This is a genomic window from Streptomyces sp. NBC_00996 (assembly GCF_045162675.1).
Classification (GTDB): domain Bacteria; phylum Actinomycetota; class Actinomycetes; order Streptomycetales; family Streptomycetaceae; genus Streptomyces.
In genome coordinates, this window is sequence record NZ_CP108723.1 from 1328581 (window position 1) to 1342705 (window position 14125).

The 14125-nt window shown below is 69.5% G+C and carries 12 protein-coding genes and 1 pseudogene; 7 read left to right on the top strand and 6 right to left on the bottom strand.

Annotation, left to right across the window (positions count from 1 at the left end):
- Positions 1 to 217 precede the first annotated feature (217 nt).
- The 3 genes from OG390_RS06550 (at position 218) to OG390_RS06560 (ending at position 1259) form a co-directional block, all read left to right on the top strand.
- Positions 218 to 619: an NUDIX hydrolase gene (locus OG390_RS06550; RefSeq protein ID WP_406165763.1), complete on the top strand. Its 402-nt coding sequence runs from the start codon at positions 218 to 220 to the stop codon at positions 617 to 619.
- A gap of 92 nt (positions 620 to 711) precedes the next feature.
- The gene (locus OG390_RS06555) at positions 712 to 885 is read left to right on the top strand and encodes a hypothetical protein (RefSeq protein WP_406165765.1); all 174 of its coding nucleotides are present in this window, start codon (positions 712 to 714) and stop codon (positions 883 to 885) included.
- 197 nt (positions 886 to 1082) lie between these two features.
- Positions 1083 to 1259 carry a hypothetical protein gene (locus OG390_RS06560; RefSeq protein ID WP_406165767.1) on the top strand — a complete coding sequence of 59 codons (177 nt, stop codon included), beginning with the start codon at positions 1083 to 1085 and terminating at the stop codon, positions 1257 to 1259.
- A gap of 332 nt (positions 1260 to 1591) precedes the next feature.
- Here OG390_RS06560 and OG390_RS06565 read toward each other — a convergent pair whose 3' ends face one another.
- Genes OG390_RS06565 through OG390_RS06575 form a run of 3 tightly spaced genes read right to left on the bottom strand, consistent with a single transcriptional unit; the run spans position 1592 to position 4723 of the window.
- Positions 1592 to 2524 carry a carbohydrate ABC transporter permease gene (locus tag OG390_RS06565; RefSeq protein ID WP_406165769.1) on the bottom strand — a complete coding sequence of 311 codons (933 nt, stop codon included), beginning with the start codon at positions 2522 to 2524 and terminating at the stop codon, positions 1592 to 1594.
- A complete protein-coding gene (locus tag OG390_RS06570) occupies positions 2521 to 3435 on the bottom strand; it encodes a carbohydrate ABC transporter permease (RefSeq protein WP_399088322.1) in 915 nt (304 codons plus the stop codon). The genes OG390_RS06565 and OG390_RS06570 overlap by 4 nt, the downstream gene beginning before the upstream one ends.
- Before the next feature lie 19 nt (positions 3436 to 3454).
- On the bottom strand, positions 3455 to 4723 hold the full coding sequence (locus OG390_RS06575; protein WP_406177533.1) for an ABC transporter substrate-binding protein: 1269 nt from the start codon (positions 4721 to 4723) through the stop codon (positions 3455 to 3457).
- Positions 4724 to 4989: 266 nt separating this feature from the next.
- Between OG390_RS06575 and OG390_RS06580 the strand changes: the two genes are divergently transcribed.
- The gene (locus OG390_RS06580; protein ID WP_406165771.1) at positions 4990 to 7011 is read left to right on the top strand and encodes an NPCBM/NEW2 domain-containing protein; all 2022 of its coding nucleotides are present in this window, start codon (positions 4990 to 4992) and stop codon (positions 7009 to 7011) included.
- A gap of 338 nt (positions 7012 to 7349) precedes the next feature.
- On the opposite strand, the gene OG390_RS06585 is transcribed toward OG390_RS06580, so the two are convergent.
- Positions 7350 to 8303, bottom strand: coding sequence for an ROK family protein (locus OG390_RS06585; protein WP_406165773.1), 954 nt, complete (start codon positions 8301 to 8303; stop codon positions 7350 to 7352).
- Positions 8304 to 8451: 148 nt separating this feature from the next.
- On the opposite strand from OG390_RS06585, the gene OG390_RS06590 reads away from it, so the two are divergent.
- Both OG390_RS06590 and OG390_RS06595 read left to right on the top strand, forming a co-directional pair.
- The gene (locus tag OG390_RS06590; protein ID WP_406165775.1) at positions 8452 to 9534 is read left to right on the top strand and encodes a LacI family DNA-binding transcriptional regulator; all 1083 of its coding nucleotides are present in this window, start codon (positions 8452 to 8454) and stop codon (positions 9532 to 9534) included.
- 3 nt (positions 9535 to 9537) lie between these two features.
- Complete coding sequence (locus OG390_RS06595) at positions 9538 to 10284, top strand: hypothetical protein (protein WP_406165777.1); 747 nt, start codon at positions 9538 to 9540, stop codon at positions 10282 to 10284.
- A gap of 420 nt (positions 10285 to 10704) precedes the next feature.
- Here OG390_RS06595 and OG390_RS06600 read toward each other — a convergent pair whose 3' ends face one another.
- Positions 10705 to 12009 (bottom strand): DUF6986 family protein, encoded by a 1305-nt coding sequence (locus OG390_RS06600; protein ID WP_406165779.1) that lies wholly within the window; start codon positions 12007 to 12009, stop codon positions 10705 to 10707.
- 224 nt (positions 12010 to 12233) lie between these two features.
- Here OG390_RS06600 and OG390_RS06605 point away from each other — a divergent pair.
- Positions 12234 to 13087, top strand: a pseudogene (locus OG390_RS06605) (endonuclease/exonuclease/phosphatase family protein).
- Between the two features lie 53 nt (positions 13088 to 13140).
- Here OG390_RS06605 and OG390_RS06610 read toward each other — a convergent pair.
- Complete coding sequence (locus tag OG390_RS06610; protein WP_406165781.1) at positions 13141 to 14103, bottom strand: electron transfer flavoprotein subunit alpha/FixB family protein; 963 nt, start codon at positions 14101 to 14103, stop codon at positions 13141 to 13143.
- Between the last annotated feature and the right edge of the window lie 22 nt (positions 14104 to 14125).

The window sequence follows — 14125 nt, forward strand, 5'->3', positions numbered from 1 at the left end:
TCACCCCCTACGCGTCGGCGCCGGTGCTGGGCGGTGATGACGTGCACGCCGGCAGTGGGGCCCAGGCCGACAGGAGACGGCCGAGCCGATCGCACCACCGCCCCTACGGCCGCTCCGATGACGCCGCCTGAGAGCCCTGCGAGTCCTGCGTCCATGACCGGAGTCCGCCCCCTCGACATGGGCCCGCTGCGGGTGCCCTGCTCGCCAGCCTGGCCGTATGCCTGACGACCACCCACGCATCGCCGCCGCGGTCATCCCCCACGACGGCCGCGTGCTCCTCATCCGTCGCCGGGTCGCCGAGGGCACCCTGCTCTGGCAGCTCCCCGCGGGCAAGGCGGCCCCGGGCGAGCCCCCGGCCGCTGCTGCCGCGCGTGAGGTGCTGGAGGAGGCGGGCGTCACCGTGGAGGCGGTGCGGCTGCTGGGTGAGCGGGTGCATCCGGGTACGCGCCGGTCGATGGCGTACTGGGCGTGCCGGCTCGTCGCCGGCACTGCTCATGTGGCGTCGCCGCGGGAGGTGGCGGGGGTCATCTGGGCTACGCGCACGGACCTTCGTCGGTTGATGCCTGGCGGCCTGTTCGATCCGGTGCACGCCTACCTCGAGGAGGTTCTGCCGCCCTGACGGGTTCCGGCGCGTAGTCCGTCCGGCCGAACATTTCCGTCGAATGCGGCGGGGGCGTTTTAGCGTGGTTTTCCCGACCAGAGGAGGCCGCAATGCCGGAGGAGCCGACGCCGGGACGCTTGGGCACGGAGGCGCGGCGGGTGAAGTTCCCGGACGGTAGCCACGGTGTGATCCTGGTGCGGGCCGGCCTGCCGCAGGATGAGGCCGACCAGATCGCGGCCCGAACGTGGGCAGAGTTGCAGGAACCTGGAGTGCCGGAGAGCTAGCCGGTATGGGTGAGCGGGACACGGAGGCGTGGATGCTGCCCGTGGGCGCCTTGACCGTGTCCGAGCGCCCTGCGGCCGGACGGGCTTCGAGTACGGCGCGAGGACGGTTCGCAGGTTTTGCCGTTGCTCCGTTCGGCGGTGTTGCGGTTACGGTCGGCGCCCGGGCTCGTTGGCGGTGTATGAGCAGAAGTCGCAGGTTGCGGGATCTGTCAGGGGCGCCGGCGTTCGACCAGTTGACTGCCGAGCTGGCTCGTGCCGCCGTCGCGGTGAAGGGCGGTAAGTCCCCGCGGCGGCAGGCGGTCGAGCAGGTGCTGCGCCCGGTGGGTGAGGAGCCTGATGACAACCGTGAGGCGGCGCGGCCCGGGTCGGGCTGATCACTCCCCCTTTCTCGCCGCCCCACCAGCGGGCGATCACGTCGTCTCCTGTCGTTCGACCCCGCCGCACTCGAGGCACCAGGTTCGTGGCGGCCCGCCCAGGGTCGACGCGTCGCTGGACCCGTAGAGGCGCGTAGCGCCCGCAGTCGTGGCAGCGGGGCGGCAGGCTGCCGGAGCCTTGGCTTCTCCCTGGGGGCAGGACTCGTGTCTGGGGGAAGCGGCGGTGAAGGCTCTCAAGTTCCCGTCACCGGCCGTCGTCGAGCAGCCTCAGCGCGCCCTCTGAACGGGTCGTCGGCCAAGACGTGACAGACCAGGAATCCGCAGGTCATCCGCTATCCCTTGGTCGACCCCAGCGTCAGACCCGCGATGAAGTGCCGTTGCAGCACCAGGAACACCAGGATCGTCGGGAGGGCGACGAGGACCGAGCCCGCCGCCAACAAGTTGTAGTCCGTGAAGAATTGGCCCCGGAGGTTGTTCAGGGATGACGTGACGGGGAGCTTGTCGGGGTTGGAGATGAAGATCAGGGCCCAGAGGAAGTCGTTGTAGATCCAGGTGAATTCGAGGGTGCCGAGGGCTGCGAGGGCGGGGCGGCACAGGGGCAGCGTGATGCGCCAGAACTGGGTCCAGACGCCCGCGCCGTCGACGATGGCGGCCTCCAGGATCTCCTGCGGCAGCGTCCGCATGAAGTTGGCCAGCACGAAGACGCAGAAGCCCAGTTGGAAGCCGATGTTGACGATGATGACGGCCCAGTAGGAGTCGTACATCGTGAGTGAGTCGGACATCCACCAGGGCAGCGGGACCTTGTTGAAGAGGACGTACAGGGGGGTCACGATCACCTGCTGGGGCAGCAGGTTGCCCGCTGTGAAGAACATCAGCAGCACCAGGCCGCCGCGCAGTTTCAGGCGGGAGACCGCGAAGGCGACGAACGAGGCGAGGAACAGGGTGATCAGAACGCCGGGCACGGCGATGAGCAGCGTGTTGGTGAAGTACTTCCCCATGCCCGACTCGGTGTAGGCCCGGCGGTAGTACTCGAAGGACAGGTGCCTGGGGAAGGAGAAGTAGCCGTGCTGCGCCGTCTCCTCGTACGGGCGCAGTGAGGCGTAGACGGCGAGCAGCAGGGGCGCGAGAAAGGCCAGCGAGACGCCCATCAGGAAGACGTGCACCCCGAAGCGACCGGGGCGCGGCCTGCGGCGGGGCGTGGGCTGCTCCGCGGCCGCGGGGGCCGGACGGTGGGTGGGCGCGCCGGCGCGGATGTCGGCTGTCATCGGTCGCGCGCACCTCGCAGCTCTTGGACCAGGAACGTCACGATGAACCCCAGGGAGACGGTGAGCAGGACGACCGCGATCGCCGAGCCGAATCCGATGCGGCTGGCCTCGCCGATGATGTTGTCCGTGATGAGGACCGAGAGAAGTTCCAGGCCGTTTCGGCCCTTGTTGACCGCGTAGACGATGTCGAACGCGCGCAGCGCCTCGATGACGGTGATCACGCCGACGATGACGTTGACGGGGCGGAGCGTCGGGAAGACCACGCGGAAGAACGTCTGGCGCTCGTTCGCGCCGTCGATCGCGGCCGCTTCCTTCAACTGCGGGTCCACGGACTTGAGTCCGGCCAGGTAGAGGATCATGACGTAGCCGGTGTGCCGCCAGCTCGCCGCGATCATCATCATCCAGAGGTTGAGGTGCGAGTCGCCGAGCCAGTCGATGGGGTCGTCGTGGTTGTTCAGAATCGTGTTGACCACGCCCTGGTCGGTGCCCAGGATCAACTGCGCGATGAAGCCGACGATGGCGAGCGAGAGCACGACCGGCATGTAGATCGTGGACTGGTAGAAGCGGCTGAAGCGGACGCCCCGGTCGATGAGGACGGCCAGGAACAGGCCGAACGGCGTCGCGATCAGGCCGAGGAAGAGCAGCCACAGGATGTTGTGGCGGACGGCCGGCCAGAAGACCGGGTAGTTCTCGACCATGTTCTTGTAGTTGTCGCCGCCGACCCAGTGGATGTCGCCGACGCCGTCCCAGGAGGTGAAGGACAGTCCGATGGAGGCCAGCGTCGGGCCCCAGATGATGACGATGTCGAGCAGGATCGGTATGCCGAGGAGCACGCCGAGGACGACGACGTCGCGGCGGGTGAACCGCCGCAGCCGCCGCCGTCCGGCGCGCCGTGGGATGTTGAGCGCCACGGAACGTCTTCCCCCAGGTTCAGCCGACGGGCGACGAGAAGATGGTCTTCTTCTGTCGTTCGATGCTGTTGCAGAGACCGTCGACGTCCTTCGGATTTCCGATGAAGTCCTGGATCGCCTTGATCATCACGGTCGAGGCGAAGTCGGGCCGGGTGTCGCGGTCCATGAACTGTGAGATCTGCTTGGCGCCCGAGACGAGTTGGGCCGATTTCTTCTGCAGGGCGCTGTACTTGGAGGTGTCGGCGCCGTCGTTCACCGCCACGTTGTTGGGGTCGAGGGCGAGGTAGGTGTCCTCCGCCTTGGGCGTGCCGAGCCATTTCAGCAGGGCCTTGGCGCCGTCGAGGTTCTTCGACTTCTTGGCGACGAGGAACCCGTCGATGGGGGCTTCCACGGCGTCCTGCGCGTACTGCGGGTCGATCTCGGGGAAGGCGAAGAAGTCGATGTCGTCGCGCTCGTTCTCCGGGAACTGGGTGCCGGGGTGCGGCATGCCGAAGACCGCCATGCCGGTCTTGCGCTGCTGGAGGCTCTGCCCGGCCTCCTCCCAGGTACGGCCGAGGGCGCCCTTCTGGTAGTACGGCATGAGTTCGCGCCAGGTGTCGAAAACCTTCTTGACCTTGGTGTCGGTCCACGACTCGTCGCCCGCCATCAGCGACTTGTGGAAGTCGTATCCGTTCAGACGCATGTTGATGTAGTCGAAGGTACCCATCGCGGGCCAGCCGTCCTTGTCGCAGAAGGCGACCGGAGTGCCGTCCTTGGACATCCCCTTGGCGAGCGCGATGAACTCGTCCCAGGTCTTCGGCTGTTGATAACCCTTGCTCTGGAAGAGGCTCTTCCGGTGGAAGACGGCCCACGGGTAGTAGTAATAGGGCACGAAGTACTGCTTGCCCGCGTGCGTGGACTGTTCCTTGAGCGCGTCGGAGAATCCGCTGAAGCCGCTCCACACATCGCTGATCTCGTGCAGGAGCCCCTTCTCCGCGAAGTACTGCATGCGATATCCGGCGAACCACATGAAGACGTCGTCGGGCGTGCCCTGGAGATAACGGTTGATGTTCTCCTGGAAGTCGTTGTGGTCCTTGGTGTTGACCTTGACCTTCTTGCCGGACTTCTTCTCGTACGCCGCGAAGGCCGCCGCGTACGCCTTCTTCGGGACCGGGTCCGACGCGTTGGATCCCACCGTTACTTCGTTCTTGTTTCCACCGGGTCCGTCACCGCACGCGGACAGCAGGGCGGGGAGTGTGAGCGCGCCTGCTCCGACGGCCGCACCACGCAAGAGATTTCGCCGGGACATCCGATGTCCTGTCGCGCCTCCGGGCGCGACGAGCCCCTTCAACGATGACTGTGCCATGTCCCCTCCTCGGGGTGCCACCCAACACAACCGAACGCGAGGCTTGGATCTCACTCCCAAGTGGAGGTGCAGTCAAGGGTTCTGACGAGATATCGAACAACCGTTACCACTTCTCTTCCAACAGAGTCGGACAGGTCCTACCGTAAACGCGCACCATTGTCACAGACATGTAGACATCCAACCTTTCGCGAGTTCGGAGGAACGTAACGATGCGTCACCTTCCCACCCGCACAACCCGCCGAAGAGTGGTCGGAGCGCTGGCCACAGGACTGTTGTGTACGACCGGGCTCATGACGCCCGCCTTCGCCGCCCCCGCCCAGGAACCCGCCTCCCCCACGTTGGCGGACGGTCTCGCCCTCACCCCGCCGATGGGCTTCAACAACTGGAACTCCACACACTGCCGCGCCGAGTTCAACGAGGACATGGTCAAGGGCATCGCGGACATCTTCGTCGACAAGGGCCTCAAGGACGCCGGGTACCAGTACGTCAATCTCGACGACTGCTGGGCCCTGCCGACCCGGGACGCGAACGGCAAGCTGGTCCCCGACCCGGTGCGATTCCCGGGCGGAATCAAGGCGGTCGCCGACTACGTGCACGCCAAGGGGCTCAAGCTCGGCATCTACACCAGCGCGGGCACGAAGACGTGCAACAGCGCGGGATTCCCCGGCGCTCTCGGCCACGAGTACAGCGACGCCCAGCAGTTCGCCGACTGGGGTGTCGACTACGTCAAGTACGACAACTGCAACAACCAGGGCGTGGATGCCAAGTTGCGGTACACGACCATGCGTGACGCCCTGAAGGCGACCGGGCGCCCGATCGTCTACAGCATCTGCGAGTGGGGCCAGAACAAACCCTGGGAATGGGCGTCCGACGTCGGACATCTGTGGCGTACGACCGGGGACATCAGCGACAGTTGGGGCTCGATGCTGTCGATCCTCAAGCAGAACCTGCCCCTCGCCCCGTACGCCGGCCCCGGGCACTGGAACGACCCGGACATGCTGGAGGTCGGCAACGGCGGCATGACCGACACCGAGTACCGCTCGCACTTCTCCATGTGGTCGATCATGGCGGCGCCGCTGCTGATCGGCTCCGATCTGCGCAAGGCGTCCGCCGCGACCTTCGACATCCTCGACAACAAGGAGGTCATCGCGGTCGACCAGGACCCGCTGGGCAAGCAGGGCACAGTGCTCTCCTCCGAGGGCGGACGCTGGGTCGTCGCCAAGGAGATGAAGGACGGCAGCCGGGCGGTGGCACTGTTCAACGAGACCGGCAGCGCACAGCGGATCGCCACGACAGCGCAGGCCGTGGGCCTGCCCGAGGCCGACGCCTACACGTTGCGCGATCTGTGGCAGCGCAAGAGCTACAACACCGCGGGCACCATCTCGGCGACCGTTCCCGCCCACGGGACCGTACTGGTACGCGTCTCGGTCGACCCCCGGTGGGCCAAGAACCCGCCCGCCGTCGAACTCGGGCTGGACGGAAGCCCGTTGGTCGAGGCGGGCAGGCCGGCCTCGCTGACGTCGACGGTCACCGACCTCGGCCGGACGCCCGCGAAGCGCGTCTCCGTGACGTTGAGCGGCCCCGAGGGCTGGACGGTCGCGGCGACCTCGCCGACGAGCGCGGGCACGGTGCCGACGGGCCGCGCACTGCGTACGCAGTGGCAGGTCACCGCGCCCGCCGGCGCGGCCACGGGGTCGTACGACCTGACGCTGAAGGCCAGTTACCGCTCACCGAACGGCGTACGCGCCGAGCGCGTGCTGCCGCTGAAGGCATCCGTGGTCGTGGCCCCACCCTCCGGGGTCTCCTACCTCGGTGACCTTCCGTGGCTGTCGACGACCAACGGCTGGGGACCGGTCGAGCGCAACACCAGCAATGGTGAGAGCGCCGCGGGCGACGGTCATCCGATCACTCTGGGCGGGACCGTATACGCCAAGGGGCTCGGCGTGCACGCGGAGAGCGCCGTCGAGTACTACACGGGCAAGGCGTGCACGACGGTCACCGCGGACGTCGGCGTCGACGACGAGAAGGCCGCCAAGGGCACCGTAGCCTTCGAGATCTGGGCCGACGGGACCAAGGTCGCCTCGACCGGCGTCCTCACCAACGCGATGCCGGCCCAGCCGATCACGGCGGACGTGACCGGTGCCCAGGCGGTCCGACTCGTTGTCACCGACGGCGGCGACGGGATCGACTCGGACCACGCGGACTGGGCGGACGCGAAACTGAGTTGCTGAAGCGGCGGAGGCGGAACTCTCGTCGGCCAGACTCCGACGGTTCAGCCCCTGGCCGTCGGGAGCGAGGATCCGCCGACGCCATCGGATCGGTCGGGGACAGGCGGGTCCACTGCCGTGAGGGTGGGTGCGTGTTCGCCCCTCCGCCCCTGCCCGTCCTCTATCCGGGGCTGCGGCCCCGGACCTTGCTCCTCGAACGCCGGAGGGGCCGGATTTCAGCCGTCCGGGGCTGAACCCTTCAGCCCCGGACGGTCGGCCACGGGTCGGTCAGGCCCCTGCGGGTTGCACCTGGTCCGGTCCGCCCAGCGGGCCGGGCCCCGACCCGCTGGGCCCTCGACCGCTCAGACGCCGGCCGCAGTCGCGCTCGGATTCCTGCTGAGCGCGGCCGCGGCCGCGCCGACCAGCCCGGCGTCCGTGCCCATCAGCGCGGGCGTCACGGTCAGCCGCCGTACGAAGGACAGCGTCGCGTAGGTGGCCAGGGCCTCGCGCAGCGGCGCGAACAGGACATCGCCCGCCTTGCCCACTCCGCCGCCGATGACGGCTATGTCGATCTCGACAAGGGTTGCCGTGGCCGCGATGCCCGCCGCGAGCGCCTGCGCGGCCCGTTCGAAGGAGGCCACCGCGACCGGGTCGCCCGCACGGGCGGCCTCGGCCACCGCGGCAGCCGAGGTGTCGCCGTCGGGGCCGGGCCGCCAGCCGCCCTCCAGGGCGCGGCGGGCGATGTTCGGACCGCTCGCGATGCGCTCGACGCAGCCGCGGGAGCCGCACGGGCAGGCGTCGCCGTCGAGGTCGACGCTGATGTGCCCGATGTGGCCGGCGTTGCCGGTGGGACCGGGGTGCAGCCGCCCGTTCAGGACGAGCCCGCCGCCCACGCCCGTGGACACCACCATGCACAGCGCGTTGTCGTGGCCGCGGGCGGCGCCCTGCCAGTGCTCGGCCGCCGTGATGGCCACGCCGTCGCCGATCAGCTCGACGGGCAGCCCCGTCGCGGCCTTGCGGACCCGCTCGACGAGCGGGTAGTCCCGCCAGCCCGGGACATTCACGGGGCTCACTGTGCCGGCGGAGGCGTCCACCGGGCCCGCGCTGCCGATGCCGACGGCCCGCGCCCTGCTCCACAGCGGGGAGACCGTCAGCTCGCCGATCACGTCCTCGACGGCCCGCATCACGGTGTCGCCGTCCTCCTGCGCGGGCGTCGCGCGCTGCGCGCGCAGGAGGATCCGGCCGTGGCCGTCCACCAGCGCTCCGGCGATCTTGGTGCCGCCGATGTCGAGCGCGGCCACGAGGTCGGTGTGCATCAGAGTCAGGTCTCCCGGTGAACCTTGAGAAAAGGGCAGGCCGGTCTCGCAGTGGGGGCGGAGGCCGGAGATTGCGGTGGACAGTCTCTCCCGCATCTGACAACGTTGTCCAGGCTCTATGCTCGACGCCACATCCTCATACAACCCCATGGACCGACGCATCCCCGTGGACGACAGGACAGGACAGTACATCGTGGCCGAGACCGCCCGCCGATCCGAGAACCGCTACGGAAACCGTCCGACCATGAAGGACGTCGCGGCGCGTGCGGGAGTCGGCCTGAAGACGGTCTCGCGCGTAGTCAACGGCGAGCCGGGGGTCACCCCGGACACCGAACGCCGCGTCCAGGAGGCCATCGACGCGCTGGGCTTTCGGCGCAACGACAGCGCGCGAGTCCTGCGCAAGGGCCGCACCGCCAGCATCGGCCTCGTCCTGGAGGACCTCGCGGACCCGTTCTACGGACCGCTGAGCCGCGCGGTCGAGGAGGTGGCCCGTGCCCACGGAGCCCTGCTGATCAACGGCTCCAGCGCCGAGGACCCGGACCGCGAGCAGGAACTCGTCCTCGCCCTGTGCGCGCGCCGCGTGGACGGGCTCGTCGTCATTCCGGCCGGTGACGACCACCGCTATCTCGAACCCGAGATAAAGGCGGGCGTCGCCACGGTCTTCGTGGACCGGCCGGCCGGCAAGATCGACGCCGACGTCGTGCTCTCGGACAGCTTCGGCGGCGCCCGGGACGGTGTCGCTCACCTCATCGCCCACGGCCACCGCCGGATCGGCTTCATCGGCGACATGCCCCGCATCCACACCGCCGCCGAGCGGCTGCGCGGCTACCGCGCAGCCATGGAGGACGCGGGCATACAGGTGGAGGACGCCTGGATGTCCCTCGGCGTCACCGACCCCCAGCGGGTGCGAAAGGCGGCCGAGGACATGTTGTCCGGCCCCTCTCCCGTCACCGCCGTCTTCGCGGGCAACAACCGCGTCACCGTCACGGTCGTCCGTGTCATCGCCGAGCGCGGCCGCCCCGTTGCCCTGGTCGGCTTCGACGACATCGAGCTCGCCGACCTGCTCCAGCCCGGCGTGACCGTCGTCGCCCAGGACGCCGCCGCCCTCGGCCGCACGGCCGCCGAGCGGCTCTTCCGCCAGCTCGACGGCAACCTCGTCACCCCGGAGCGCATCGAACTCCCGACGCGCCTGATCACACGCGGCTCGGGGGAACTGCCGCCCGCGCACTGAGCCATGGGCGCCCCGGAAACCCGTTCGCTCGACGCCCTCGGCCTCGCCGAGGCGCCGCGCGACCATCCGCTCAGCTATCCGGGCGCGTGGCCCGAGGAGTCCGGACTCCTCGACGGGGACCGGCTGTTGCCCCTGACCCGCCTGGTGTACGAGGACCGCGTTCCGGTCGTGGCCGTCGGCTCCAACGCCTGCCCCGGCCAACTCCGGCACAAGATGGCGGAGTCCGAGGTGTCCGGCACGATCCCGATGGTGAAGGCCCGGGTGGCCGGCATCGGCGTCGGCGTGTCCGCCCACGTGAGCCTCATGGGGTACGTGTCCGCGTCGCCGTTCCATGCACCGGGTGTGGTCAGCGAGTTGTTCGTCACCTGGCTCGACTCGGACCAGCTCGCCGTAGTCGACAGGAGCGAGGGGGTTTTCTCGGCGACCGGGGCGTACGAACGGGCCTGGCTTCCGTCGTCCGACGTCCGGATCGAGCTGGAGTCCGGTGAGCTGCTGCCCGGTGCTTACGTCTACGTCAACCGGCGTGGGGTGCTTCAGGACGGTGCCGGGGTGCCCCGGGCGCACCCCGGCGAGCGGGCGCTGCTCGTCTCGCTCCTCGCGGCGTCCCCGCGGCTGCGGGAGCTGTTCGGGGACACGCCCGAGGAGTTCTGCGCCCGGGCGCGCTTCGACAGGGCGCGCTGCTCGCTCGGAACCCGGATGTTCGCCGAGGAGCGGCTCACCATGACCTCCGGCCTGGAGAGATACGTCTAAGGCCCGGCTTTCGGATCACGCCGGCTTCGGGTGGCGGCGCCTCACCACTGCCGGTGAGCGGGGCTTGGCGCGTGCAGCTGCAAGGCGGAGCAGGGAGCCGACGCGATGGGGTCCCCCGCGCGAGCCAAGCCGACGCAATGGGGTCCACCGCGCGAGCCAAGCCGACGCAATGGGGTCCACCGCGCGAGCCAAGCCGACGCAATGGGGGTCCACCGCGCGAGCCAAGCCGACGCAATGGGGGTCCACCGCGCGAGCCAAGCCGAGCGTGGGGGAATCGGCGAGTGACGACAACGCGGCAGATGTGCGTGCCGAGCCCCGCGGCCCAGGCGGGATCCGAAAGACAGGTCCAGGTGGGTCACTCTCGAAGTGCGGGCTACAGAGGCTTGGTCGCGCAGTTCCCCGCGCCCCCAAGGGCGCGCTCTACTTCCCGGAGATTGTCAGGTCCCCGCGCCTCGGTGCCGCGAAGCCCTCCAGGTCCGCCCGCGTCAGACCCGTGACCCTCGCGACCTCCGCGATGTCCAGGGCGCCGCAGTCCAGGCCGCGCAGGAGGTAGCCGCTGAGGGCTTTGGCGGTGGCGGGCTCGTCCATGACGTCGCCGCCGGCGTGGGCGGCGTAGCGGGCGAGGCGGGCGGCGGCCTGTTCGAAGCCCTCGCGGTAGAAGGCGAAGACGGCGGCGTAGCGGGTGGGGATGTGGCCGGGGTGCATGTCCCAGCCCTGGTAGTAGGCGCGGGCCAGGGCACGGCGGGTGAGGCCGTAGTGCAGCCGCCAGGCGTCGTGCACCTTCTCGGTCGGGCCGACCGGCAGGACGTTCGTGGAGCCGTCGGAGACACGTACGCCGGTGCCGGCGGCCGCGACCTGCATGATCGCCTTGGCGTGGTCGGCGGCGGGGTGGTCGCTGGCCTGGTAGGCGGCGGAGACGCCGAGGCAGGCGCTGTAGTCGAAGGTGCCGTAGTGCAGACCGGTTGCCCGACCCTCGGCGGCCTGGATCATCCGGGCGACGGTCGCGGTGCCGTCGGTGGCGAGGATGGACTGGCTGGTCTCGATCTGGATCTCGAAGCCGATCCGGCCGGGCTCCAGGCCCCGCGCCTTCTCGAACTCCTCAAGGAGCCGGACCATCGCGGTGACCTGCTCCGCGTACGTCACCTTCGGCAGTGTCAGCACGAGCCCGTCGGGCAGGCCGCCGGCCTCCATCAGGCCGGTGAGGAAGATGTCGAGCGTGCGGATGCCCCGGTCGCGTACCGGCGCCTCCATGCATTTCATGCGGATGCCCATGTACGGGGCCACCGTGCCGTTCTGGTACGCCTCGGCGATCAACCGGGCCGCGCGCGCCGCCGTCTCGTCCTCCTCGGCGTCCGGACGCGGTCCGTAGCCGTCCTCGAAGTCGACGCGCAGATCCTCGATGGGTTCGCGCTCCAGCTTGGCCCGCACGCGGTCGTAGACGGGCTCGGCGAGCTCGTCGGTGAGGCCGAGGACGGCGGCGAAGGAAGCGGCGTCCGGGGCGTGCTCGTCGAGGGCGGCCAGGGCCTGGTCGCCCCAGGAGCGAATGGTGTCGGCGGCGAACAGGTCACCGGGGACGTACACGGTGTGGACGGGCTGCCGGGTACCGGGGTCTCCTGGGTAGCGGCGCTCCAGTTCGGCGTCGACCGGGGCGAGGGAGGCGCTGATCTCCTCGCTGACGGCTCCCGCGAGACTCGTCGCCACCTTCTCCTGCTGACCCTGACCCATCCCACACCCTCCACTTTTCCGCACTACGGAATCAACAATCCGTAGAATGAAGTTATCTGGGGATCTTCCTGCCGGTCAACACCCTCTTGGATCGCGGGACACTCCGATGCCCCGACCGTTCACGCTTGTCTCTGCTCCTTCTTCCACACTGCGGTGCACACCCTTCATCCTGACTCGCGACCGAAGGAGCACGCGTGTCGAACTCCACCAGAGTGACCCGCCGCATGGGGCTCAGGACCGCGGCGGCCGCCGCGATTGCCATGCCTCTGCTCAGTACGGCGCAGGCCTCCGCCACCCGGCGCGGCGGCCGCCGCCTGGACGTCATGACCTTCAACCTCCGCTTCGCGAGCAGCGCGGAACCCGGCAGCCGGAAGGTGCGCCGCCCCGTCATGCGCGAGCTGCTGCGCCGGGAGCGTCCGCATGTCTTAGGCACCCAGGAGGGTTCTACCAGCAGGTCCGCGACGTCCGGTCCGATCTCGGACCGCACTACGACTGGATCGGCACCGGCCGCGGGGGCGGCAGCCGCGACGAGTCCGCGGCCGTCCCTTACGACACCCGCCGCCTCGCACCCGTGGAGTACGACCACTTCTGGCTCTCCGACACCCCCGAGGTGATCGGTTCGAACACCTGGGGCGGCGTCTGCATCCGTATGGTCACCTGGGTCCGCTTCCGTGATCTGCGCGACGGGGAGCGGGAGTTCTACTTCCTCAACACCCACCTGGACAGCGCGAGTCAGAACGCACGTGCGCGGGGCTCCGCTCTGATCGGCGCGCGGATCGCCGGGCTCGACCGTTCCCTGCCGCTGCTCATGACCGGCGACTTCAATGTGGCGGCCCACAGGAATGCGGTCTACGACACCATGCTGGGCGCCGGGCTCGTCGACACCTGGGACACGGCGGCCGAGCGCGGCCCGCTCTACGCCACCTTCCACGGCTACAAACCGCTGGTGCCGGACGGCGACCGGATCCTCGCCACGCCGGGCGTGACCGCACACCGGGCGGCGATCAACACGTACTCCCTGAACGGCCAGTTCCCGAGCGACCATCTGCCCGTGCAGGCCTCGCTGGCCCTGGGATGAGCCGAGGCCCCCGTGACCGCGACGGTCACAGGGGCCTCGTACCTCCGGGATGCTCAGCCCTTGCGGGACTTGATCTCATCGGTCAGCTGCGGGACGACCTCGAAGAGGTCGCCGACCACGCCGTAGTCGACCAGGTCGAAGATCGGGGCCTCGGCGTCCTTGTTGATCGCCACGATCGTCTTCGAGGTCTGCATACCGGCGCGGTGCTGGATCGCCCCGGAGATGCCGGAGGCGATGTACAGCTGCGGCGAGACGGACTTACCGGTCTGGCCGACCTGGTTGGAGTGCGGGTACCAGCCGGCGTCGACCGCGGCGCGCGAGGCGCCCACGGCGGCACCGAGGGAGTCGGCCAGCGCCTCGATGATCGAGAAGTTCTCGGCGCCGTTGACACCACGGCCGCCGGAGACCACGATCGCGGCCTCGGTCAGCTCGGGGCGACCGGTCGACTCGCGCGGGGTGCGCGCGGTCACCTTGGTGCCGGTGGCCTTCTCGGAGAAGGAGACCGCGAGGGCCTCGACGGCGCCGGCGGCCGGGGCGGCCTCCACGGGAGCCGAGTTCGGCTTGACCGTGATGACCGGGGTGCCCTTGGCGACACGGGACTTGGTGGTGAAGGAGGCGGCGAACGCGGACTGCGTGGCCACCGGACCCTCGTCACCGGCCTCCAGGTCGACGGCGTCGGTGATGATGCCGGAGCCGATACGGACCGCGAGGCGGGCCGCGATCTCCTTGCCCTCGGCGGAGGACGGGACCAGCACGGCGGCCGGGGAGACGGCCTCGTACGCGGCCTGCAGGGCGTCCACCTTCGGGACGACCAGGTAGTCGGCGTACTCGGCGGCGTCGTGCGTGAGCACCTTCACCGCGCCGTGCTCGGCGAGCGCGGCGGCGGTGTTCTCGGCACCGGAGCCGAGGGCGACGGCGACGGGCTCGCCGATGCGACGGGCCAGCGTCAGCAGCTCCAGGGTGGGCTTGCGGACGGCACCGTCCACGTGGTCGACGTAGACGAGAACTTCAGCCATGGGAATGCTCTCCTGCGTGCTT

What these genes read in the sequence shown, in the direction of transcription:
- OG390_RS06550 (WP_406165763.1), top strand. Translation starts at nt 218, where the DNA reads ATGCCTGACGACCACCCACGCATCGCCGCCGCGGTCATCCCCCACGAC.
- OG390_RS06555 (WP_406165765.1), top strand. Translation starts at nt 712, where the DNA reads ATGCCGGAGGAGCCGACGCCGGGACGCTTGGGCACGGAGGCGCGGCGG.
- OG390_RS06565 (WP_406165769.1), bottom strand. Translation starts at nt 2,524, where the DNA reads ATGACAGCCGACATCCGCGCCGGCGCGCCCACCCACCGTCCGGCCCCC.
- OG390_RS06575 (WP_406177533.1), bottom strand. Translation starts at nt 4,723, where the DNA reads ATGTCCCGGCGAAATCTCTTGCGTGGTGCGGCCGTCGGAGCAGGCGCG.
- OG390_RS06580 (WP_406165771.1), top strand. Translation starts at nt 4,990, where the DNA reads ATGCGTCACCTTCCCACCCGCACAACCCGCCGAAGAGTGGTCGGAGCG.
- OG390_RS06585 (WP_406165773.1), bottom strand. Translation starts at nt 8,303, where the DNA reads ATGCACACCGACCTCGTGGCCGCGCTCGACATCGGCGGCACCAAGATC.
- OG390_RS06590 (WP_406165775.1), top strand. Translation starts at nt 8,452, where the DNA reads ATGGACCGACGCATCCCCGTGGACGACAGGACAGGACAGTACATCGTG.
- OG390_RS06595 (WP_406165777.1), top strand. Translation starts at nt 9,538, where the DNA reads ATGGGCGCCCCGGAAACCCGTTCGCTCGACGCCCTCGGCCTCGCCGAG.
- OG390_RS06600 (WP_406165779.1), bottom strand. Translation starts at nt 12,009, where the DNA reads ATGGGTCAGGGTCAGCAGGAGAAGGTGGCGACGAGTCTCGCGGGAGCC.
- OG390_RS06610 (WP_406165781.1), bottom strand. Translation starts at nt 14,103, where the DNA reads ATGGCTGAAGTTCTCGTCTACGTCGACCACGTGGACGGTGCCGTCCGC.